The sequence below is a fragment of the Porphyromonas crevioricanis genome, from assembly GCF_900167225.1.
GTDB lineage: Bacteria > Bacteroidota > Bacteroidia > Bacteroidales > Porphyromonadaceae > Porphyromonas > Porphyromonas crevioricanis.
Genome location: NZ_FUXH01000010.1, coordinates 47,761 through 72,010, shown reverse-complemented (window position 1 = coordinate 72,010; position 24,250 = coordinate 47,761). Strand labels below are relative to the sequence as shown.

Below are 24,250 nucleotides of genomic sequence, written 5' to 3'. Positions count from 1 at the left end.
ATAAAAGTCGACCGTTCCTTGCTTGATTACTACCAGAAACTGACGACTTTGTACGGACAATTTCGCAGCGTCGGGGTGAATTACAACCAGACTGTGGTCGCTCTGAAAAGCAATTTCACGGAGAAGGAAGCCTTGCGATGCTCACCCAGTTGGAGAAACTGACACTTGAATTAGCAATAATCGGAGGTGAAATCGTGCAACTGACTCGTGAATTTCAAGAGAAATGGCAACATAGGCAGTAACCATTTTACATCGTACTGTTCTTTATGGATGAAAAAATCAGGCTTCCATCTCGTTTGGGGAAGCCTGATTAACCTTTTGATGGCGATTACCGCTTTTTGAACTTGCCGCCCTTCAGGTCGCTATCCACCATACGTCTGTTGAGTTTCTCACGGAGTTCATCAAGAAAATAAGTACGGCTATCATCCTTGCGACGTTTCATGTTCATATATACGTTGTAGCAGTTCTTTATCTCCACTCCGAAGATTTCGGAAAGAGCATCTGCCAACTCCTCCACACCTATTTCTCCGTTGTTAATACAATCGCAGGTGTCGAAAGCATAAAGGAGTTCAACTAAATCTGTCGCTTTGCCTGTCCAACGGAGTTTCTTGGCAGACTTGACGGGCAAAGCAGGAAGAAGCCCCTGCATTCGCATCTTCAATAATTCCAGCTCCGTGTCAATGACAAAGAGCAGCTCCGATACATTTTTTCCCCTCTCCGTTCATCAGATACACCGCTTGCAAAGTTTGTAAACGAAAACGAGTATAGCGGAGAATACGGAACAAAGAGATGGCATCGTCTTCAGCATCACATAGAGCAATGATTCTCTTCATAAAGTTCTCCGACGCTTTTTGTACTTGTTCTTTTGTATAGCAAGACGAATTTATCGTCTTAAAGTCTTCCGTTTGAGTAAGTCTTAGCATAATCATATCCTCTAAGTTCAACATTACATTTTCTCTGTTATGAGACGTGATTTATGACCTATCTCCCTGTGAATTCGGACGGCAAAGAGCAGCGTCATCAAGGTTGCAAAGACATCGGCGACAGGCTGGGCATAGAGTACTCCGTTCAATCCCCAATACGATGGAAGCAGCAATATGGTGGGGATAAAAAAGAGTCCTTGTCGTCCGATATTGAGCAGAAGGCTCTGCCTCGCCCTTCCGATTGCCATATATAGTGTGGAATACACAAACTGGAAACCGAAAGTGAAAAACATAATCGTATTGGCTCTAAGCGCAATTCTTGCTATTTCTTGCATTGTTTCGTCTTTGCCAAAACAACTGATGATAGGAGCGGTAAAAACGACTATAAGAATACTCCAAAGTACACAAAACGAGGTGGTGAGTATTATGGAGCAACGTATAGCCTCCTTTAGTCGCTGGGAATTACCCGCTCCGTAGCTATAGCCTGCCATAGGTTGGAGTCCTTTGACGAATCCAAAAACCACATTTGTTCCCAATGTGACGATTTTCAAGACTATTCCCACAGCAGCAACAGCCTCCGAACCGTATTTCACAGCGGCTTTCTGCAACAAACTGATGGAAAGGGTTTGGAGTAGTTGAAGAAAGAGCATTGAAACGCCTATCTTGATAATCTCCACATACATTTTTATCGTGGGAGCGAACAAGGCAAATGATACTTTTACCTTTGCTTCCGTAAGGAAGCGGATGTAAATAGCTGTCGTAATGATTCTTGAAAGAATGGTTGCCCATGCAGCACCTTCTACGCCCCAACTGAAAGTATAGATAAATAAAGGGTCTAATGCAACATTGACGATAGAGCCTATAATCATTGCCGATGCAGACGTTTTCGATGCACCCTGCGAAACGATGATGTTGGACATCGACACATTCAACGTCCCGATGACGCAGCTGATAATGAACAGTCTTCCGTATGCTTCTGCCAAGTTCATCATCCCCTCGTTCGCTCCCATGAAAAGCAGAATGCCTGGCAGGAATGCATTGCACACAAGGGCAATAAGAGTAGCCAATATTACGGAAGTAATTACTGAAACGGAAGCGACCCGACCTGCCTTTACAATCTGTTTCGCCCCCAACAGACGGGAAATATAAACTCCGCCTCCGACACCGAACATCAAACCTATTCCGAGAAACAGCAGCGATATGGGAAAAACGACCGATACGGCGGCGACAGGAAGAGTTCCAAGACGTGCGACCCAGAAAGTATCCACCACATTGTATATTGCCATAATCAGCATTGCGACGACAATAGGTATCCCTAACTTTGCCAGGGCTTTCATCATACTTCCTGCTTGCAGAATATTCACAGCATTGTTCATTCTTGTAATTCGTAGCTTTGTGAGTAAATAAAATTTGCTGCAAAGGTACGGTGGGATACAGGCTGCCACAATAGACGGACAACAGTGATAATAGCACTATTCGTGGTAAGTTCTTCTAAAAAGCGTGGGAGAGACTCCTACAACCTTGGTAAACAGCCGTGTGAAGTAGGAGTAATCGTCAAAGCCCAAACTATGCGCAATCTCTTTGACAGTGTCTGTAGTATAGACTAATTGACGTTTAGCCAATAAAATAGTTTCATCTTGAATATGGCGGCTCACGCTTGTCCCAAGAACTGCATTCACCGCTTCATTCAAATAAGCGACAGTGATATTCAGACATCCTGCATAGAATGAAGGTGCGCGGTGGGTTCGGATATTGCTTTCCAGCAAATCCCGAAAATTCCATACGATTTCCTTATATCTGTTCATTGTGCCTTGTAATTCGGATTGAGCCTTTTGTCGCTCCGCAACGTCCTCCACGACCATTCCCACGATAACGGTAGTTAATCGCTGAACGACTGCTTTTACAGATGAACTTTCCATGCAACTTAGTTTACGGTCAAGAAGCGATAACAATTGTTTATGTTCCGAGATGTCGGATAGTTGTATTTTGGGGCGACCGTATCGCTCAAGCGTTCGTTTTTCCTCCTTATCTACCAATACCGAGTCGATAATCAGAAATTTTGCAGAAAGATTGGAAGCGTCGATGATACGATGCGCCTGTCCCGGACAAATGATAGCCATACTTTCTTTCCCGAAAGTGTATTCCTTGAAATCAATATTCAGACGGCATTGTCCTTCCTCAATAAAACCAAATAAATAATAATCATCGGTATGAGAGAAGGCGTATGTTTCTGAAGGTGCCGATGTCCGAGAGGCGACAGTCTTCAGATAGACTCCGAAATCTGAGAGTTGTGAACTTTTATGGATTGGTAACCGGGGCATGTCTTTCCGTTATTTTATGATTGATAATACGCTCTCAATGTTTATCCTGCCACCGCTGAAACATGCCCATAAAGAAAAATGCGGAGAGCAGGCTAAGCATCGTAAGGATAATCCCGACAACTGACCATAAGAACATCTGCAAAGGAGATAGAATAGATGCCTTTGAAAATTCAGCAAAACCATAGATGCAATAAGGTAATGTCAAGATTGTGGTAATGATGACAGGCACATATTTTCGGTATATCACCCATTGTGCGATATGCGCCAAAAGATGAACGGAATGCCCTGCAAATGCAGCAAACCACAATTGATACGCTCCTTGCCATACGGCACAGAAAGAAATGAGGGAAATCAACAAGAACTCGTGGGCAGTCCCAACGGCAAATGTGGCTGTGGAATAATCAAAAAATCCCCTACGAGCAAGAAACCGATCGAATTTCGGAAACCGCCTTTTCAATTCATCCCTATTTCTGTTAAGCCAATGCTTGAACATGATAATCTCTTCGTATTCGTGAACCATGAATACAACAGGGAGAAGTATCATTGTCAATTCTAATTTCGTCACAACCATTTTGTTGTTGTTTTGTCAGTAGCACAAAATTCTATGGTCATATGTTTTTAGTTCTGTCTTTTAATCCCAGCTTTTCTTCACCTTATACTAGACGACTTGGGGTTTCTTTTTTACAGTTCTATTTCATTCATTACTTTTAATATATTTCCTATTTTTCTTTCACAGTCATATAGGAATTTGTCACTTTTAATAATATCACTTTCCCAAATATCAATAGTCAAGTTGGGTATGTATTCATAGAATGGCCACCATTCACTTTCTTTGCCAGAATGAATACCCAATTTATTCAATTGCTTGTGAAGACTCTTTCTTTTCTCAACTGAAAGGTTATAATCTTTTGGATTATTGGCTAATCCATAATAATAACGACCTCCTCCAAAAGTAAACCCTATCCAGTATTTTCCTTGCCAGAGAGGATTTGTAAAATAAAACCTCACATAGTACTCTTCGCTCTTCTCATAATGATATTCTAATCCTTTTTGTTCTGCAAATTCTTCCATCTTAGGATTAAAGTGCCTCTTTATGATAGCATCAAAAGTTGCCAAATAGTTATGATAAATTATTCGTGCAGCCTTCAGATTTTCTATTTTTGACAGTATCTCTGTTATCTCCTCTTTATTTCTGTTATCCATATCTTGGTTTGTTAGTTCTTTCAGATGATTGATATATTGAACAATGGTTTCTCGTACAATGGGAAAACGCGAAGCAATTGCAACACATTTTTCAAGCCAATTTATTATGGTCTCTTTGTATGAAATTGTTAAATAGGGAACTCCACTCCCACTTTGTTCGGATGCTTCATTACCCCAAAGAGTCAAGTACAATATCTGATAATTCCCTTTTTGATATTCACCTTCAGCATATTTGTTGTATCTTTTTAGTTGTTCCCATTGGTCATTTGCGTATATTTTATTCTCGATAATAATAACCTTTTGCCTTTGTTTGTCTTCTATCAGAATATCAATTCGACCATATTCATCAATTGAAAATTCTGTATAAACTTTCGCATTTTCACAGTTGAAACCTTGGATTGAAAAGTTATTCCCCAATGTTTCTATAAAACATTCAAGGAGTTGTGATTTTAATCCATGTGTTCCATTAGGATTTAAAAATTCTGCGATAATTGCCGAATGTGTCTTTTCGTAATGATTTACACCACAGACACGAAACATATTAAATCGACCTCCTGTTGCATCTAATATTTCAGCATTTTTATTACTGATAATTGACACTTGATTAAGCAAATTCTTTATCTTATCCATTACCTATTTTGTTTTCTTTCTGCTGTTACTTTTGCTACGGATTTCCATCCGAGGATATATCGTTGAGGTATCATGATATGTCTGTTGCTATTTCATCATTTACAATAACTTTCCATTTGGTGTCCAATGTGCCGTGCTTTTCCGCCGAAAGAGAAAGATATTGGGGATATGCCGTCCGTTTGGCAAGGACGGAAGCCAGACCCTTGGTCAGGTCTGCTTTTCCCAGCATCCTCTCAAAGATGTAGCCCAAACGCTGTATGATAGCCGTAGGATAATAGGTTGCGGTGTTTCTCAAAGAGGATTTACCGATACATTCAGACAATTCATCGATGATGCCGACAATCCGTGCCAGTCCGAAAGTACGCTGTTTTTCCACAAGGTCAAGCATTGTCGCCTCCGGAGTGGACACATTCACATATCCCGTTCGGGTCTTCATCTGTGTAACACAAGAATTATCCCACTCTTTCCTTATGTTGAAAGCGATATGCAACCTGTCATTCTCTATGTTTCTGACAGGAGGCATACCTGTAGTAACAAAAAAACGCATCGGTTGCTGATGGGCAGCCCCGTGAAGTGCGGCAGCCGACAGAAGAGAGACGTAATAATCTCTTTCTATGTATTTCATCAAATCATCGATATACATAAGAGGCGGAACGTTTTTTTGCAGGGAAAACTCCGGGGTAATAATCACATAAAAGCCTCGTCTTATAAGTGCAATCTCTCCCTTGCTTGCCAAACGGGATAAGGATACCTGTGCGATTTTCCTGCCATATCCGTTTTGCTTCATCACCTCCTCAATGGTAAACGAAATTCGCCCCACCGACAAGACCTGCCTGATAAAATCACCATAAGAGAATACTTTTTCTGCCATTTCCTTATTCTTTAATAGTAGCCGTAATGGCTACTATTCGCAAAGATAGACTACTCAAAAGAAAAGCCCAAAGAATTGAGTAAAAAAAGCTCCATACAGTCTCTTTTGGGATTCAAACGAATTGTCTTTAATTTACTCTCCGAAGCACCTAAGCTTTTTCTTGATTACTCCTAAGCTTTCGAGCGAAAGCTTAGGAGCTTTTATTTACAGAGTAGAGACGTTAATTCTCCCCTCTTTCTATGAGTGTTCTATTTCGGGAATTGCAACAAAGATAGGATATAGCAACACCAGCTATTCCTCCAGTACATCAAATTGCGTTTCGCTTTTTCTCCAAATGGCTCAAGAAAGTGATTTCTTGGATAAAGCAAGGGCAACATTTCTCATATCTTTCATTATACTTCTATCAAGGACTTTGGCATAATGTTGCGTCATTTTGATGTTGGAGTGACCGAGCATTTTCGCCACATTCTCAATGCTAACACCATTTGCCAAACAAACAGAGGTAGCATAGCTATGTCTTGCGGTATGCGTGGTTAATTTCTTCTGAATGTTACATAAGTCGGCTATTTCTTTCAGATAACTGTTCATCTTCTGATTACAGGGTACAGGAAGAAGTGTTCCTTTCTTGTGACAGAATGGATGGTTCTCATACTTCTTTAATATTTCCTGTGGTATATCCAACAAGGGAATATTGCACATATTTTTGGTTTTTTGTCGAGGTTTACGAATCCAAAGGTTTCCGTTATCATCTCGCACAAGATGTTCGGGAGATAATTGTTGCACATCAATAAAGGCAAGTCCGGTAAAGGCTGCGAAAATAAAGATGTCACGGACAAGTACAATTCGTTCTACGGTAAATTCTTTTTGGTAAATAGTTTTCAGCTCTTCCAGTGTAAGAAACTCTCGGATAACCTCTTTCTCATGGAATTTAATTCCGATAAAAGGGTCTTTTGTAATCCATTCGTTGGCAAGTGCAAGGTTGGTTATCTTTTTCAGACATTTCATGTAGCGGATAACCGTGTTTTGTTTGCATTCCTTCTCTGTCTTCAGATAAAATTCAAAGGCACGAACAAACTCTCCATTGATTTCAGTCAATAGAAGATCATCTTTATTGTATCTCCTTTGGATCAATTCCGCCAAGTAACGTTTGCACGTTCCATAACGCCGAACAGTAATCAAAGTATAATCCTTACCTATAAGAGCTCGACATTGATCATTGTGTTCCTGTATCGTAGCAAGGAGAGTTTTGGGTTGTTCTTTCAGAATATCTAAGCCGAAGAATTTTTCTTGAAGAATACGAGCGCTTATTGTGCTCCCTTGTTCTTCTAACTCGGTAAAGATAGAGTGTAACTTGATTTTTGCTTCTTCTATGTAGCTATTCAATTCGTTGGCTTTACGACTTTTACCACGTACACACTCTTTGGCTTGGTTCCAAGAACTCGGATCGACACTTTTTCGGATATTAGTTTCGACACGTTGTCCATCAACGGTAATCCTCATGCAAACCGAGGCTTCTCCGTTTTTGAGCAGTTTTGTCTTCTTGATAAAGAAGAGCACATTGAATGAAATCCTTCTCATTTCGATACGTTTTTAGTTGATACAAAATTCGGAAATCACTCACGAGTTATCGACACGCAAATCACTGCATATCAGTGGTAAAGAAACTTTTTCGGTGGAGATTTCATTCTGCTGTTTTTGCTCCACCTTTTGCTCCACCAAAATCGGTAATATTCTGCTATATTTTGCGTAAGTGGGAAAAATAAAAACTCCTGACTTCGTTTGGAAATCAGGAGTTTACATCGTTTTTCTTTTCTTCAAAGTGGTGCCACCAGGAATCGAACCGGGGACACAAGGATTTTCAGTCCTTTGCTCTACCAACTGAGCTATGGCACCAAAGAGGCAGGAAACACGGACAAAGCACTAAAGAATCCTGCTTATCACCCGCATTCCGGATGCAAATGTACAACAAATTTTGAATCCTACAAGCTCTTTCCTCACTAGATAGATTCGGAATACAAAGGTTCTTTCCTCAAATCCGACTAATAAGCTATGAATAAGCGAATTACAAAATATCTCTATTGATCAATTTTCTCTACAGTAACTTCAAAACAAACAAAAGGGCCTAAAAATTTGGAGTCATTAACCACCAAGTTTTTAGACCCTCTTACAATCAAATAGTAGATCCTTGCCCTTCTCTATGCCGAAGTAATCCTACTCACTACCTACCACTGCACTAAGTTGTAGTTGATACCTATGCCAAGATAAGGGCCAACAGCCAACGAAAATTCCTTTCCTGCGAGACTATAGCCCGGCATAACTTCCACACCGGCTTGTATACCAAGCCCCCAACGCCTACGATTGCGATACTTAGTAATAGAGGGGTCAAGAAAACTATCAAGCTTGCTGAATGTTACATGTTCATTTTTGCTCCGAGCAATAAGCTGGTAATCTTTCGTAAAATAGACTTCAAGAGGAATATCCATACTGTATGTAAACTGCTGCAGGTAAATATTATCACGATGGATACGGATAAGACTATTAGCGTCAATGGCCTGATCAGAGAAGTGAATGTTCACTAAGCTATCCAAGGTATACTGAATCACATTGTCTTGAAAAATGGTATCTCTGACAACCACTCCAAACATTGGCTCCTGAGATCAATTGCTTACGCATTTCCTTTTTCAATGACTGTATGTTCTCATACATCTCACTGTTTAATTCTTTTAGGTCTTTGACTGTGGTGATAAAAGACATCTTCTCGGCAAGAAGCTTGCCATTCACATCCCGGAGATAACGGATGCTATCCAAAGCAGCAGAAACATTGTGCTCAGCAATGCGCAGTTTGTGGTGGGTATTTCTATTCCAAAGAAACGAAGCAATAAATAACAGCACAAAGGCTGTGATAATTGATACAATAACGACTTTCTTTTTCATATTCAATTGTGAATTAAATAATTAGACCTCAGATCAAATCCATTTCATCTCCTTTGAGTAAGGCACATTCGCAGCCTCATCTCTCAAAACACTCTCCTATCTGTGATTCATCCTCCCTATATGAATGGATCAAGAATAGAACAAAACGCCACGTACGCTTCTCTTTGAGCGATCACATTAGTCTCGCCTGCTGCGCCAAGTCTACAAAAAAAAAAGAGGAGAATAGTGAATATTATAGAATAAACATTCATTATATCTTCCCTCCAGAAGCATCTCAACCCTTATGAAGAGCTAGCTCTTTAGACAAAAGAACGACCAATCTTTAGACAAAGAAAAGACCAAAAAGAAAATAAGACCAAAGAGGAGTCCAGCTTTGAATAGATATAGAGAATAAAACAGGTGGGAAATCAAAAAACAGCTGTATCCTTGTTTTTCTACTCCTCAATATCAATAGGGACAGAAAAATTAGCCAAACAGCTTAGCAATCAAATCTGCACGTCCTATACGACGAAGTTCCTGTTTGAGTTTAGTCACTTGATCAGGTTTGTACCAAAAAAAGAACTGGCTTTGTGCCTTTTTCTGTTTATCAGTTCGAGCTGTATAAACGGGTTCAAGAGTATATGGATCTATACCTGTATAATAAATCTCAGTAGCTAAAGTCATCGGCGTCGGGGTAAAATCTTGCACTTGTTCCAATCGGAATCCCAACCGCTTAGTAATAACAGCCAATTCCGCCATATCAGCTTCGGTACAACCGGGATGAGAAGAAATGAAATAAGGAATAATCTGCTGCTTGAGCCCGGCAGCTTTATTCGTTTTATCGAAAAACTTCTTGAATTGCTCAAAAAGAGCAAACGAAGGTTTGCGCATCCAGCGTAAGACAGAGTCGGATGTATGTTCCGGAGCTACTTTGAGACGTCCACTCACATGATACTTCACCAAATCTTCTGCATAAGTGAGAGCTGCCTTTCTTAGCAGAGGATCTTTGTACGGCTCCAAAAGCAGATCATAACGTACGCCACTGCCAATAAAGCTTTTTTTAACTCCCTCTATTTTATCTATCCTTCTGAGCAATCGTGTCAAAGCCGTGTGATCTGCATGCAAGTTGGGGCATACCTTCGGATGAATACAAGAAGGACGCTTACAACGACTACACAAGTCCAAATTTCGGCCTTCCATCTTGTACATGTTGGCGGAAGGACCTCCCACATCGCTGAGATAACCCTTAAAATCTTCCATCTGTACAATTTGCTCAACCTCTCGTATAATAGAGGCTTCACTTCGCGAGGCTACAAATTTCCCCTGGTGAGCACTAATTGTACAGAAAGCACAACCTCCGAAACAACCTCGGTGAGCATTGACCGAATGCTTGATCATCTCATAAGCTCCTATCCGTTTACCTCGATAACGAGGATGAGGCAAGCGTGTATAGGGAAGATCAAAACTTCTGTCTATCTGAGCCTCTGTCATTGGAGGGAAAGGAGGATTGACTACCACAATATCTCGACCAACCCCTTGAAGGATACGTTTAGCATGATATTTATTGCTTTCGGTCTCTATATGACAGAAGTTCTGAGCTTGGTTCCGCTTGGAACTCACACACTCCTCATGGGTATGCAATACTATATCTCCCGGCAAAACTTGTATTTCATTTGCCGGACGAATGTAGACTGTTTGAGGAATGTCAGTAAGGTCTTGAAGGCGATGACCGGCTTTCAACTCTGACACAAGGTATTCAAGAGGTAATTCGCCCATCCCGTATATCAGGAGATCTGCCCTAGCATCGGCTAAGATACTCGGACGTAATCTATCCTGCCAGTAGTCATAGTGAGAGAGTCTGCGTAAACTTGGCTCTATACCTCCGAGAACTATAGGTACATCCGGGTAAACCCTTCGGATACATTCTGTATAAACAATAGATGGATACTCTGGACGCAGATCAATGCGACCATCCGGAGTGTAAGCATCCTCCGAACGCAAACGCTTGTGAGCTGTGTATTTGTTCACCATAGAATCCATAGCCCCGGGAGAGACACCAAAGAAAAGTCGAGGCCTACCCAACTTTCGGAAATCTCGCAAGTCATCTCTCCAATTCGGTTGGGGCACAATGGCAACTCGCAAACCCAAAGACTCCAAAAAACGTCCTACCACCGCAGCTCCGAATGCCGGATGATCCACATAAGCATCACCAGAAAAAAGAATTACATCAGCCATGTCCCAGCCACGCTCATCCATTTCCTTTCGTGTTGTAGGAAGCCATATGGGACGAGTTTTTGCTGAATGTGACATAAGAAAGAAGCAATCTTAATAACAGCCCTGCCAGCAGAAAAAATCGGAAAACAAGGGATTGACAGCAGCCTGTCGAGCCAATTGAGCATCAGAATAGAGCCCATACACGGCAGAACCGGAACCAGACATTAGAGCAAAGAAAGCTCCCGATTGGTACAGTTCCTCCTTGATAAGACTTATTTGAGGATACTGAGCTATAGCTTGTTCTTCAAAAGCATTGCTCAGCTGCGATACAGCTTTCTGGAGATTTCCCCCTCTCAGAGCAGACAAAAGCTCCGGGGTCATCCCCGAGCGAGTCTCTCCAATAGAGAATCCAAGAGAAGCGTATGCTTCAGGGGTAGATATATCAATGGGCGGACGGACGACCACGACCGCCACTCCTCGCAATAGAGAGATAGGCAAAGGCTCCAACTCTTCACCTATCCCTCGAGCAATGGCCGGTCTGTTATACAGAAAGAATGGACAGTCAGCACCAAGACTAAGGGCAGTCTGCTCCATTTCTTGACTGGAAAGGTCAAGACTAAAACGATCATTGAGCAGGTGAAGCATAAAAGCCGCATCTGCAGAACCTCCACCTAAGCCAGCCATAGAGGGAATATGTTTCTCCAAAGCTATGGAGGTTGGGGGAATATCCCGAATCAGTCGCAAAGCCTCAAGTGCACGTACCACCAAATTATCATGGTTACTCACAACTTCTCCCTGCCCAACTATATATAAACTATCTCTGCCCGTGAGGGAAGGCTCAACCTCCAAGACATCACATAAAGGTAGAGGGGCAAATACAGTCTCCAGACAATGATAGCCATCACTGCGCCTTGCTGTGACAAAAAGACCAAGGTTGAGCTTGGCATTAGGAAAGCAGATCATTTTCGTTTGCTATTTCTTGTCTTATGATTTAGAGACTGCTACAAAACATCCATCGGGAGGTGAACTTTCTGATGACAGCTCCTAATGGCAAAGAAAAAGCCGAGAGACCTCTCGGCCCTCGGCTCTTTCTATCATTAAACTTGTACGCGGAATGAGACTTGAACTCATACGCCGAAACCGGCACTACCCCCTCAAAGTAGCGTGTCTACCAATTCCACCACCCGCGCATTGGTTAGCTTTTTTCTTCTTCGCCACACAACCTCACTTGGCTGTGTGCCCAGGACAGGAATCGAACCTGCACGTCGTTAAACACTCGCACCTGAAACGAGCGCGTCTACCAATTCCGCCACCTGGGCCCCTCAACTGAGCGGAAAACGGGATTCGAACCCGCGACCCCAACCTTGGCAAGGTTGTGCTCTACCAACTGAGCTATTTCCGCCAATTGCCCTGCAAAGGTAGAATAAATTTTGAAACAGACAAATGAGAACACAGTTTTTCTTATACAAAACACCTTTATCACACTTAGCAGACTCTCATCCTTCGGAGCCAAGTTTTCAGAGTAAAGAAAGGAACCATACAGCAATCTCCTCTCAAATAAAAAAGAGAGTGTATCATGGGTAAAATCATGACACACTCTCTCCTCATGAAAACCACAAACCGTAGGGGTATTTATTTCCAGCCCACGGAATGAAAAAGCAAATTTATCTCATCAGAAATTCACGCGCATACCACACTGCCATGTACGACCGAAACCGTAGTACACCAACGCATCCTCCCCTGTACGCTCGTTCTTTTCATTTGTCTTGAAGCCATCAGTTGCATCAGCGATATACTTCTTATCAAACAGATTATCTATACCACCGAAGAAAGATATGCCCAGACCACTCTCAAGTTTGAGTTTGTAAGAGGCAGACAGATCCACCAATGTATAGCTGGGCAACATCCACGAATCCCCGGTAAAGTTTGTTTCAAACTTAGGATTCTCCGGGGTGTGATCTTTCGCCTTGCTGATGCGATTAGCCGGTTCAAAATCAGCGTAGTTCTTGCCAAAGAAATTGATATTGGCACGCAAATGCAAGCTCTTAAAAACTTCCCAATCAGCACCAAGGGAAGCCGTAATTTGAGCTGCATTACCTACGTGTACATCATTCAAGTCTATTTCTCCGGAGCCCTTCTTCACCTGATTTTCATCGTAGATATCAAATTGGGTCTTGTTACCCCAACGCCAATCTCCAAGGGAAAGCATACCGTTGATATCGAGATTTTCAAGAGGTTTGGCTTGTACCTCCAACTCCAATCCCATATGTGTGGCATTTAGGTTGCGAAAATTGTAGAAGTCTCTATCCAGACCACTACGACGCAGGAAACGGTCGTTCCACTTGGTGTAATAACCATTGAAATCAACCTTGACATATTCGTTACGGAAACCATACCCCAACTCAGCTGTAAGAATTTTCTCATTCTTCTTATGCTTGTTGATCAGAGTAGAATAGTTCAAGAACACCCCTCCAAACTTGGGGGCACGTGTAAAGTATCCGGCATTGACAAACACATTGCTGTGCTCAAGGAATTTGTAAGAAACACCACCCTTGATACTGAAGGGAAGGAAGGTTACACGGTCGGATTCTTTCTTGTCTCGTATAGCAGGATCCATCTTACTATAGTTGGCCTCCGAATACAGATCCGGGACCAAATATCTATAGCCTTGATAGGAGAAAGAGCCGGACAAGAAAGCTGAAAGGAAGTCGGTATTGTATTCTCCTTGAGCAAAGACTCCACTCCAAATTACTTCTCCTTTATTGTGATAATTGTAGATATCACCTTTCTTGAGTTCTTTCTTTCCTCCCAAAGCATCCGTATGCATGATCCCTCCGTTAGGCACATATTTAGATCCCCCGAGCAGGCTGTGCACTTCATTGTAGTGATCTCCCAAATAATAGCGACCATCAAACCCGGCAGTGAGGGTGAGATCCTCATCTATTTTATTCTGATATGTAGAGAGCAAACCATACCAGTTGTGCTGATTTACGCTGTTAGCAAGAATTGCCTTGGAGCCTTTATCTCCCTCTGCGGCATTAGCCTGATAGACACCTTCCCAATCAATCAAACCTCCGGGAGTACGTTTGGCGATCTTGTCGAGTCGTCCCTTATAAGCTTGTATCCAATTTGAGTAGAAGATTTTTTCCTTTTTTCCACTCCCGTCTGTGATTGTCTCAGATAGACCATCAGCCTTACGGCCACCACCACGGGCCATAGAAGCATACACAGCTGTGCTCAAAGAGGATTGCTCATCAATTCTCCACATGTGATTGAGAGAAACCTGAGGCTTGTGGTAGTAATTGTAACGGGGAGCCAACACTTCTCCATTGAGGTAGCCATACTCAAGATTCATACGAATTCCGTCCGGATGCTCATCGTATTGCTTCTGTGTATAGGCAGAACTACGCTGATTGTGCCACTGTGGAGCACCGAAAGCGGAGAGAGAGAGAGTATGATCGGCATTTATTTTCTTCGACACATTCAAAAAGTAATTGTACCCACGGAAGTTTGTACCCATGATATAACCATCCCCTTTTGACGTACTTGCCGAAGCAGTCACAGCCCAGCCATTGTCCATCAAACCAGTAGAAACATTGAAGCCATACTTCAAGTAACCATCATTTCCGACACCGGAGAATACGCTACCTCCACGCTTAGCATCGACATTCTTAGTTACAATATTCATTGTTCCACCCACAGAGGAAAGACCAAGACGGGATGCTCCGATACCACGCTGTACCTGAACGAAACTGGAAACATCACTCAAACCAGCCCAGTTGCTGAAGTATACTTTGCCGTTCTCCATATCGTTGACGGGTACTCCATTGATAAGTACTCCGATATTACTCATATCGAAACCACGCAGGGCTATACGAGAGTCTCCAAAACCACCTCCGGATCGAGTAACATATACTGAAGGAGTAGACTTCATCAATTCAGGGAATTCAGAATTGAATGCCTTTGCCTCTATATCAGACAACTTAATGTTAGATACCGGCACCGGTGTGATACGATCTCTGGGGACTACCGATGCGATTACATTCACTACATCCAATGATGTTGCTTCGGATTCTAAAAGAATATCACCCAATTCGAGCTTGCTGCCTGCATTTCGAATAGAATGAGTAAGAGTCTTGTAACCTACATAGCGAAAAGAGATAGTAGCAGTGGAGGGAACTTCAAAAGAGAACTTCCCATCGACATCAGTCACTGTCCCTTTAAGGCTACTGCCCTGACCTGTGGTAACCGAGACACCAACGATGGTTTCTCGTGTTGTTTTGTCCAACACGCGACCTGTCAGCAGCGTTTGAGCCCAAGCCATGGAACCGGCAAGGAGACATAGCATACCTACCAGAGTCAAACGAAGAAATGCTCGCTTCATAAATAATTAAAATTTGGTTGATGATTTTTGTTGGTAACTAAAAACTGCGGAACAGATGTCACATACCTATTGCTAAAGTTTTTGACTATCGATCCTGCTTTGTGCGCAAAGATACAAAAGAAAGAACCGCTACTCCCCTCTCAAGTCCATTAAAGACGAAAGTAGTTCCAATTCGACATCTGATCCTGATTTTCAGCTCCATATAACCTTTTGCCAACACAGCATACTGCTAAATTGCTATCAACAATTTGAGCTTAGATAGCTAAGCTACCTAAAGGCACTATCGACGTCTTGGGATTATTGTTCCCTGCAAACTTCAGCAAAGGAGTTTCTCGGCAGTTTTTGAAGATCCTTCCAATGATCCTCATCTCCCTCTAGGTATCTCCCACGCTCTTTATATACAAATAAGAAATGGGGCTGTCTCCCAAATTGGAAGCCAGCCCCAGAGGTTTTCTTAATTTTTTCATCACCCAAAGTCCTCCAATTCAAGGACTGAGAGTGTGTTTATTTTAAGACAGCGATAGCTGCCTCATAATTCGGCTCTTGTGTGATTTCTGGCACAAGCTCGTTATAGATCACTTTTCCCTCTTCATCCAAAACCAATACAGCTCTGGCAAGAAGACCTTTGAGAGGGCCGTCTTCCATCAATACTCCATAATTCTTGGGGAAGCAATCGCAGCGGAAAGCAGAAAGGGTAATCACATTCTCCAAACCTTCTGCTGCACAAAAACGAGTTTGAGCAAATGGCAAGTCGAGAGAAATGCAAAGTACCACAGTATTTTGCAATTCGGAGGCTTCTTTATTGAAACGACGCACGCTGGCCGCACACACTCCGGTATCCAGACTGGGGAAAATATTTATCACCACCCTCTTGCCACGCAAATCTTCCAACTTGAGTTCACTGAGATCTCCCTTTATACCACAGAAATGCGGAGCCAAGCTACCTACTGCAGGTAAATTGCCGGATGTGTTTACTTTGATTTCGTGTTTGAATGTAACTGTTGCCATAGGTTTTACGTACTGTTTTATATGTTTGATTATTCGACTTTGACTCTCTGGTCTTACACTGTGAGTAACAGCTACAAATCACAGAATGTTCGTTTCATTGTCTCTACCAGGTGAGATCGGCAGTTCTCAATTCCCTAAATCGAAGAAACTTCGCCCGATCTGATTCCCATCAGAGAAAAGATAAACTCTATACTGACCAGGAGGGAGAGCCTCCGTTACAGATTTATAAATAGTGAGAGACATATCCTCTCCTGTATATTCAATCTCTTTTTTTGCCGTGTATCCTATATTCTTCCCTTCAAAAGAAAAAGTTCCGACTTCTCCCATGGCTTGCCCTGTAGGTAAAATGATCCTCATGTAGATGGATTTAGGCCCTGGTTCTGCCGTCACATTCCGTGCGAGAGTAAATTGCACAGCAAAGTCAGTGATTTTACTGATTTTCTTTGTCGATTTCCCCTTTTTGTTGAGTGTACTGACAGATATGCCTACTGCATTAAGTTTGGCAGCCAATGTCACCTTGTCAGATAGTTCTGCTCGCTCTTGTTTGAGACGACCCGCTTCGGCTTCAGCTCGATGATAATCAGCCTTCACTTGTTTGTTCTCATCTCTCAAACGCTCATTGGTAGCATGTAACGAATCTATTTGTGTCACATAAGAACGGAGAATATTACGCAAAGTCTTGACTTCGGATTGTAACTGACTGATACGTTTGAGGTTGTCGCTTTTTACTGTTGCCAACTCCTCGGTTAGCCGATCTACCTTTGCTCGCTCACTGATAAGTTGCTGCAAAATAGAATCATTAGCTATTTTAAGCTGTCCCTCTGTGTTCGTTCCAGACAATTTGTTGTACTGCATATCATATTGTGCCGAAAGCTCATACAATTCATCAAGCATCTGTTCTTTCTCTATTTGAGCGAAGCTCTCTCGTTCTTTTTGCAAAGATCTTTTCCCTTGCCAAAATAGCACTCCTAACACAACAGCTACCAGCCCCAATGCGATAGCTGCCACCACGATCGTTTTTTGTTTCATTGTCAAATTTCCTACTTAAGATCAAGCACACCGACACAGCCCTCTACATGAGACTTTGTCAAGTCTTTCTTTAGCAGGAGACAAAGGTAATAGTTCTGTTTCAGCCAGATTTAATAGCCATTTTATGACAGAGAGAAAAGAAGAAAGGAGAAAGTCAAAAAAAGACCACCATACGAGCTCTCAAAAGGCTATTTCGACTGCCTTTGCAGGATACAATAATCATGGTGAAAAGCTCTAAGACAAAGATGAAGATCTCCGCATTCTGCAAATCGACAAAAGGCAATTAAAACTTGCTTTTTAGAACCCATGCAAAGGTCTTCAAGAGGTTGTTTCTCGCCACCAAAATCGACATATTTTGTAAATTCCTTCTTACTACAAAAACAGAAGAAATGGAGAAAAAAAGAGCCTGTATAGACAAGCGAATTTGTTCCTCATTTTTAGCTCATGATGGCCCTCCGAAACACCGATGAATAGGGCGTTTCGAGAGGGTTAAATTTCTCTCCTGAGAGAAATTTTGCTAACACAGGAGAGAATATTTTTTTTCTCAGGAGAGAATTTTCGTTCTCTCCCGTGTTAGTAAAAAACAGCTCCTATAGACATCAAAAAGGAGGGTGAAAATCAAGGCCAAAAACTTCGATTTGAAGTAGAAAAAGCCCTTCACCATGAAAACCTAAGCAAACATAAGAATACACAATAAAGCACCTTCATCAGAGATCTACTTGAGGCTTTTGGCAGGAGCTCATACGATGGCCTCAACCACAGAGAAAGGAGCAAAAAAATATCTCCTGAGAGAACTTCCGCCAACACAAGAGCTAGCGTTTATTCCCACAGGAGACAATTTTGATCTTCTCAGAATGCTGATGAATAGATTTTTTTAGGAAGAGAGAAAAAGAAGTCCTCATATAGGAGAAAAACTCTCCATATATGAGGACTTTCTCAAGATCTATTTATGTCCACTACAGATCCTATTCCTTCCTAACACGTACTCTCAAACCCGGCAATTCGCAGGAAAAAGCTGGGGCATAAGCGGATCTGAGAGTCGCTTTTCCCGAGCGATAGAAACCCTCATGCTGAATTCTTTGAGAAAAAGACAATTGATAACTGCCTCGATGCAGTGTATCGAAAAAGAAATTTTGTCCAGAATCTTTAGCCTCAAAGTAGAAGAAGGTTCCACCCTCATATTTATATCCGCTAAGGGGTCCCATAGGCTCGGCTGCTGCAATACGAGAATCGGAAAGAACAATGAAGTCCATATCTCGATCCAGTCGGATGGTGTAATGAAGTCTGACTTCATCTCCGGGATGGAGCTCTTCTCCATCCTCCAATGCTTGCAGTCGCTTTTGATTCCCATTCACTACGACTTTATAAGCCTTGCTCTCGAGCTGCAGAGGCCCCTTGGCAACAGAAAGCAGTTCACTTGCCTGCTCCAAAGATCGAGAGTAATCTATATACACTCCGTACCACTGTATCTGACCACTCTCATTCCGGACTCTTAACTGCCCATCACTCGGAATTGTCAGCATCTGCCTGGAAGGAGCAGAAACCTGCCCCAACAACTCCTGTTCATTCATCAAAAGCCCTTGTATAATATTCACAGTCGTAGGAGAAGAGGGCCAGTACTGTACACGTCTCTGACTCAACAGCCACTTCTGCATGCGGTGAATGGTAGACCAATCTGCCTCCACTCTATTTATAGCCTCCATAGCAGCCAAGTGTAGCGGATAGCGATTGTCTTGCCAATGATAGCTTTCGGACTCTTTCATGGCAAAGAAAGTTCCTTGGTGGGGCAAATCAGTCAAATGTTGCCTCAATACCTCCACAGCCCAAGCAGCTTTCTGAGCCTGATTGTTTTCTTGTGCGATAATCGCAGCATAGGGAAGTTCCTCGAGAGGGAGCTTAGACATAGAGTGATACAGTAGAGGCAAACAATAGTCCCAGACCTTTTTTGTCTGCTCCGTTTCAGGTCTTCTATCAGCTATCGTGGATAAATAGAGATAGCGCAAAAGATTATAGGGAAGTCTCTTGGGGCTTATTTTTTGTAGCAACAATCGATTTACCTCGCGCAAAGCGTAGGCATCGAGGTAGTTGAAAGCCAGCATACAAATATCTAATTCGGGAGCTCTCCGTTCTGAAATACCAATAATTTTCAATCGAGTAAACAGCTCAACTATGTAAGATGTCACATGAAAAGAAGCCTCCATATCCGAGTACCAAGCAAAACCACCATTATCTCTCTGTAACTCTCTTAGCTGTTCGATGGCTACCGAGGCCGGCAATCTACTACTGTCATTATTTAACAAAGCCAAAAGAGCAGAAGCAGAGGCCTCTTCGAGCTTACTCTCTCTAAGCCAAGGCATCTCTCTATCCAACATATCATAGGCCTCTCCCGAATGACGCAGAGTGGAACTGACATCAGGGGACGATTGGCGTATATCTTTGAGTATGGGTTGCAATGATGGCCGAGAAAGCAACCACTCCACTACCCTATTGGCATACAGAGAAGAAGCTATTTCTATGGCATTGTTTTCTTTAGGTTTGACTACAGAGATCAGACTCCTGAAAAGGGGCCAAAGGAGTCCTCCTTCATTTTGCAGAGAAATCTGCAAGTCCGACACCTCATACTGAGGAAGAAGAGTGAACAAATCTACTACTTGCTCCTCTCCTGGAGATAAAGAAAGGGGGAGCGTAACACGTACTTTCTCTACATCACTCAGCTGAGGGAGGATATACTGCTCTCCATCTGTATGTGTCTCTCCAATAGCCATGAGACGCACCCCTATCAAAGGCAAATCTCCTACTGTCTGTAGCTCAAAAGAAGCTGTTGTATGTGCTCCCGGCTCCAATTTCAATGGCTGTGTCTGTCTTTGCAGAATAGCCTGAGAATCCGGATCGAACAGCTCCATGCAATATTCGACCTGTTGTGGAATATCTGTCCTATTATACACAGTTGCAGCGACGACTGTTTGATCTCCTCGGCGCAAAAAACGAGGCATGTTGGGCACAAGCATCAGTTCTTTGTAGGATTCGACATGCAAAACACGGTTTCCCCAAAATAAATCAGGAGTATGAGCAACCAATTGGAGCTCCCAGCGTGTGAGAGACTCGGGTAAGGTAAATCTCCAGCTGACTTCTCCGTGTTCATCGCTTGTAAGCTGTGGGTAGAAAAAAGCTGTTTCGGCAAAATTCTGCCGGACGGCCGGATTTTGCTCAATTGTACCCAAATTTTCCTGTACACTTTCTTCTACATCTGCTACCAGAGATAAGCTTTGGGCAAAAAGGGTCGGTCTCGTTGAGTCGCTTCCCTTCGCATACGACACACCACCCCTCGCATACCAAGGGCCTCTGTAGACATTGACTAGATGAGAATGCCAGTTTGGTCTATAGACACAATGAGGTAGAGTAGCGATTCTCTTTTGGGAGAAACTTATGGCACAATGGGCCATCTCTCTCCTCGAAACAGAAGCAGGCAGCTCATCCATCAAAAATGGATGTTGAGCTTCAATACCTATCCATTCGCGAGGTCGAATAGCTTGTAGAGCCTCATCAGTAAGAAATGCTGTCACATGGGCTTTGAGTGGTTTTCCCGATGCATCGGTTAGGGAGAAACTCCACTGTTGGGCACTACCGGCCAAGCTCCTATCTCTAAAAGAAATTTGCTTGATGCGAATGGTTTTGTCGGGCTCCTTTAGCTTAAAATGGACTCTATGCTCATAGAGTTCAGCATTCCTCACCGTGTAAATTCGGATCATGTATGCAGGAGGCAGTTTTCCGGATGGCAAGTTTGGCCGCAGACGGAACAATCGATTGCTAGACAAGCAGATATGCCTCCTCTCTATGATTCCTTTTCTCGTGATGACATCATAATATACCTGAGCATCCTCGAATTTGCTTGCTAAAAGAAGTTCTGGAGGATTTCCATCGGAATACTCCTCTTTGGATAGCCGTACAAATAACTTCGAAGCTTCAGAGATCTGTTTGTCTCTTGATCCATACAAAACAATGGGCCTGCTAAGCTCTACTCTGTCACCACTATCAGTGTATGCAAAAGCCTTAAGTACATAAGATCCGGAAGGAAGCTTACCCCACTCTTTAGCAATATCAATGATTGACACAAGGGGAAGATCATCCTTATGGTAACGGACTCTGCCATCTTTACCAGAAAGACTAAAAGAAACCTTTGCGGATTGCGCCGAATCGAAAGGGGCATCAAGCTCGAAGTACAACTTCTCTCCAGATCTACTCTTGTCGATAAACAATCGAGAATCATCCACACCATAGGTTATTCCCGTAGAACGCAGATGTACACTGAGTTGAGAATGAGGCTTACCAATCAAAAAGCTGTGCTCCACAGACTGTGTCTCTCCATTCTCAGACAATACTGTAACAGTTGTCCGGAAGTGATAGTAAGAGTTTCTGATAGCCTCCTTCTCCAGAGACTGTCTTTCTCTCTCCAGCTTCGCATTCAATCGGATCAATAGAGCAATCTGGAAGTTACCCAGAGAATCTGTTTCGGTAGTATCTACAGAGACTATTTCAGAACTTGCAGATCTGTACAGCATAGATCGGTAAAAACTATCATATCGCACTACGGTTGTCACAGCTCTCACCTGTGCTCCGGGCAGTCCCACACCGCTGTACAGTTTGGCCTGTCCTTCTATAAGAGCCTTCTCTCCCAGTTTGTACTGCCTCTTTTCCTCCTTCTTCAGGGTCAGTTCAAAGCGAGGGCGTTTGTATTCTTCCACATATAAAAGAGCTTGACTTTCTTCTTCCTCATATTTAGCCTTGATGAAGAAAGCTCCACCGAGAGTCCTTTCAGAAAGTAAGAACGAACCATCATATTCTCCATACTCTCCGCTTGTTAGGCTCAGACTATCTACAAACTCCATATTGGCATCATAGAGGGCAACCTCCACCTTTCTGCCTGACAACACCTTCGACTTAGCTCGATAGACATTACTCTCATATAGGATACCGGAGAAAAAGACACGCTGCCCGGGGCGGTACACTGACCTATCCGTGTACACATAAGGAATAGGTTTGGCGGCTATCGAATCGTCTTTCTCCTGATACCCTCCCCTGACATATAAGTTAGATGAGGGACAGTACCTATCTTCTCCGGATATGGGCCGGCAGTGCAATGAACCTTGTAACTCAGAAGGAAGAACAACTATACCACTTTTGTCAGTCTTGAGTCGCATTTTAAGCTCAAGGTAATCGGTATGCCTGTTTTCTCCATACTTACGTTCGAGTGTGAAGATCTCAACTTCAGCCAAAGGAACCGCTCGCCCACTATTTGCCTCGTGAACACGAATTTCTGATGACCCACTATTCGTCAGCTTTACTGTCAATAAATCACTGACACCAAAGTAGAGAACAGACTCTACGCCCTCGAATGGAGAAAATTCCTTGGTCAGCAAAAGAGGCTCAACCTTTAGTTGCACTCTATAGGTACCATACGGCAATTTGGCTGCTATGGGATATCTAAAAAAAGTATCTGAAGAATCTCCCGTTTCATCTGTAAAAGACATCAGATCTTTAGGAGTCAAATGCAGCTCTAAAGTCTGTCCCTCTATCGGAGTTTCAGGTGTATTTGTTCGCCATCCCCCTTGCTGATCTTGCATCCTATCTATCTTCACGGATATGGACTGCATATCATAGGCCTCGAAGCGATCTACCTGCAACCAGACAGTGTCCTGACTCTGGACTACAGCAGGTAGTTGCCAATTGAAGCTTGGCTCAACTATCAAATAAAGGTTTCTGAGAAGCTCCCGACGAGAAAAAGTATCCTCCGGGCAACGCATCAAGAGCTGTTCACACAGTTCTATTAGCTCTGCTCTTCGCTGTCTATACTTGCGACGACCATAGTCATATTGTCTACACAAATCCTCATATAGATTAGACAACACATACTGCCCATTTGCTCGATCTATCAAAGATCGAAGTTTGGTAGCATATTCCTCCTGTGATATTCGGTGAGTATTCCTATCCAACTGCAGTCTTTTCCACACAATATAGTCTGCAAGCTCTTTATTTGAGGTTGCTTGAGCCACCCCATCCAATTGACTTGTGAGATAGACATATAGATCAACCACTTTGCCATCCACCTCTATCTGGTCTGTTTGCAGAAAAGGTGTATTCTGCATCAGTTTTTCGCAGAGGGAAATAAACTGAAACAGAAGAGAACGGCTCAAGTCTATAACTTCCGATTTTTCCGGAGAGGAACAGTCTGTTTTGAAGATTGGGTAATAGAGATCAATGGTGGTATCAGATAGCAATTTGGGATCTTTGAGCATACCATCCATACAGCGTAGCAACACCGAACGGAATTGATCCATTCCCCAAAAATCGGGAGATTCACCCAGCTGAGCTGCCCTATCAGTTTCAGGAGATTGAGTCTTCGGACTCCAAGAAAAAGGACGGAATCGCTGTGTATAGTAATCCAGCATGTAAGCATGCAAAACCATTTGATCCGCCTCAGACAACCAAGGAAGGGTACGTATCTCCCATATCCGAGCAATACTGTTCTTTCTTTCTTCTGGGTCTAGTTCCTCCCCGAGTTGAGAATGTAGTGCACTTGCATATAAGAGATAAGCAAGATGTTTTTGCCTCCGGGCTTGATCCATAAGATCTTCACAGAATCGGATAGCTTCTCTGGGTTTACGATCCTCTACTGCGAGATCTATCTTTTGTTTCAGCAAATCCATTTTTCCGGTTTTTCTATCAACTTTCGCTTGCATGACTTTGGTTGGGAGGG

16 protein-coding genes, 4 tRNA genes and 1 pseudogene are annotated in these 24,250 nt (G+C 42.8%); 1 reads left to right on the top strand and 20 read right to left on the bottom strand.

Annotated features, from left to right (window positions below; all coding sequences use genetic code 11):
* Window positions 1-242, top strand: a pseudogene (locus B5D48_RS09260) (plasmid mobilization protein); the annotation flags it as partial.
* 86 nt (window positions 243-328) lie between these two features.
* Here B5D48_RS09260 and B5D48_RS06545 read toward each other — a convergent pair.
* From B5D48_RS06545 to B5D48_RS06455, 20 genes are all read right to left on the bottom strand, one after another.
* Entirely contained in the window at window positions 329-655 is a 327-nt protein-coding gene (locus B5D48_RS06545; RefSeq protein ID WP_042120470.1) for an RteC domain-containing protein, read from the bottom strand.
* A gap of 22 nt (window positions 656-677) precedes the next feature.
* On the bottom strand, window positions 678-833 hold the full coding sequence (locus B5D48_RS09255) for a hypothetical protein (protein ID WP_234985409.1): 156 nt from the start codon (window positions 831-833) through the stop codon (window positions 678-680).
* A 113-nt stretch (window positions 834-946) separates the two neighbouring features.
* The gene (locus B5D48_RS06535; RefSeq protein WP_023938247.1) at window positions 947-2,299 is read right to left on the bottom strand and encodes an MATE family efflux transporter; all 1,353 of its coding nucleotides are present in this window, start codon (window positions 2,297-2,299) and stop codon (window positions 947-949) included.
* A 96-nt stretch (window positions 2,300-2,395) separates the two neighbouring features.
* Window positions 2,396-3,244: an AraC family transcriptional regulator gene (locus B5D48_RS06530; protein ID WP_023938248.1), complete on the bottom strand. Its 849-nt coding sequence runs from the start codon at window positions 3,242-3,244 to the stop codon at window positions 2,396-2,398.
* 34 nt (window positions 3,245-3,278) lie between these two features.
* The gene (locus tag B5D48_RS06525; protein ID WP_373834265.1) at window positions 3,279-3,788 is read right to left on the bottom strand and encodes an HXXEE domain-containing protein; all 510 of its coding nucleotides are present in this window, start codon (window positions 3,786-3,788) and stop codon (window positions 3,279-3,281) included.
* 137 nt (window positions 3,789-3,925) lie between these two features.
* On the bottom strand, window positions 3,926-5,077 hold the full coding sequence (locus B5D48_RS06520) for a PDDEXK-like family protein (protein ID WP_023938250.1): 1,152 nt from the start codon (window positions 5,075-5,077) through the stop codon (window positions 3,926-3,928).
* A 70-nt stretch (window positions 5,078-5,147) separates the two neighbouring features.
* Window positions 5,148-5,948, bottom strand: coding sequence for a type IV toxin-antitoxin system AbiEi family antitoxin domain-containing protein (locus B5D48_RS06515; RefSeq protein WP_023938251.1), 801 nt, complete (start codon window positions 5,946-5,948; stop codon window positions 5,148-5,150).
* Between the two features lie 339 nt (window positions 5,949-6,287).
* Entirely contained in the window at window positions 6,288-7,526 is a 1,239-nt protein-coding gene (locus B5D48_RS06510) for a site-specific integrase (protein ID WP_042120472.1), read from the bottom strand.
* Between the two features lie 242 nt (window positions 7,527-7,768).
* A tRNA-Phe gene (locus B5D48_RS06505) sits at window positions 7,769-7,841 on the bottom strand.
* A 329-nt stretch (window positions 7,842-8,170) separates the two neighbouring features.
* Complete coding sequence (locus B5D48_RS09250; protein ID WP_231968824.1) at window positions 8,171-8,551, bottom strand: hypothetical protein; 381 nt, start codon at window positions 8,549-8,551, stop codon at window positions 8,171-8,173.
* The gene (locus B5D48_RS09245; RefSeq protein ID WP_023938260.1) at window positions 8,529-8,882 is read right to left on the bottom strand and encodes a hypothetical protein; all 354 of its coding nucleotides are present in this window, start codon (window positions 8,880-8,882) and stop codon (window positions 8,529-8,531) included. Before B5D48_RS09245 ends, B5D48_RS09250 begins: the two co-directional genes overlap by 23 nt.
* 465 nt (window positions 8,883-9,347) lie before the next feature.
* The gene (locus B5D48_RS06495) at window positions 9,348-11,171 is read right to left on the bottom strand and encodes a YgiQ family radical SAM protein (protein ID WP_042120474.1); all 1,824 of its coding nucleotides are present in this window, start codon (window positions 11,169-11,171) and stop codon (window positions 9,348-9,350) included.
* A 15-nt stretch (window positions 11,172-11,186) separates the two neighbouring features.
* Window positions 11,187-12,038, bottom strand: a complete 852-nt coding sequence (gene ispE, locus B5D48_RS06490) for a 4-(cytidine 5'-diphospho)-2-C-methyl-D-erythritol kinase (protein WP_023938264.1) — start codon at window positions 12,036-12,038, stop codon at window positions 11,187-11,189.
* 143 nt (window positions 12,039-12,181) lie between these two features.
* Window positions 12,182-12,265, bottom strand: a tRNA-Leu gene (locus tag B5D48_RS06485).
* 47 nt (window positions 12,266-12,312) lie between these two features.
* A tRNA-Leu gene (locus tag B5D48_RS06480) sits at window positions 12,313-12,394 on the bottom strand.
* Window positions 12,395-12,404: 10 nt separating this feature from the next.
* Window positions 12,405-12,477, bottom strand: a tRNA-Gly gene (locus B5D48_RS06475).
* Between the two features lie 270 nt (window positions 12,478-12,747).
* On the bottom strand, window positions 12,748-15,459 hold the full coding sequence (locus tag B5D48_RS06470; RefSeq protein ID WP_023938268.1) for a TonB-dependent receptor: 2,712 nt from the start codon (window positions 15,457-15,459) through the stop codon (window positions 12,748-12,750).
* Between the two features lie 504 nt (window positions 15,460-15,963).
* The gene (gene tpx / locus B5D48_RS06465) at window positions 15,964-16,467 is read right to left on the bottom strand and encodes a thiol peroxidase (protein WP_023938270.1); all 504 of its coding nucleotides are present in this window, start codon (window positions 16,465-16,467) and stop codon (window positions 15,964-15,966) included.
* A gap of 126 nt (window positions 16,468-16,593) precedes the next feature.
* Window positions 16,594-17,496: a coiled-coil domain-containing protein gene (locus B5D48_RS06460; RefSeq protein WP_023938272.1), complete on the bottom strand. Its 903-nt coding sequence runs from the start codon at window positions 17,494-17,496 to the stop codon at window positions 16,594-16,596.
* Window positions 17,497-18,461: 965 nt separating this feature from the next.
* On the bottom strand, window positions 18,462-24,233 hold the full coding sequence (locus tag B5D48_RS06455) for an alpha-2-macroglobulin family protein (RefSeq protein ID WP_042120475.1): 5,772 nt from the start codon (window positions 24,231-24,233) through the stop codon (window positions 18,462-18,464).
* Window positions 24,234-24,250 lie beyond the last annotated feature (17 nt).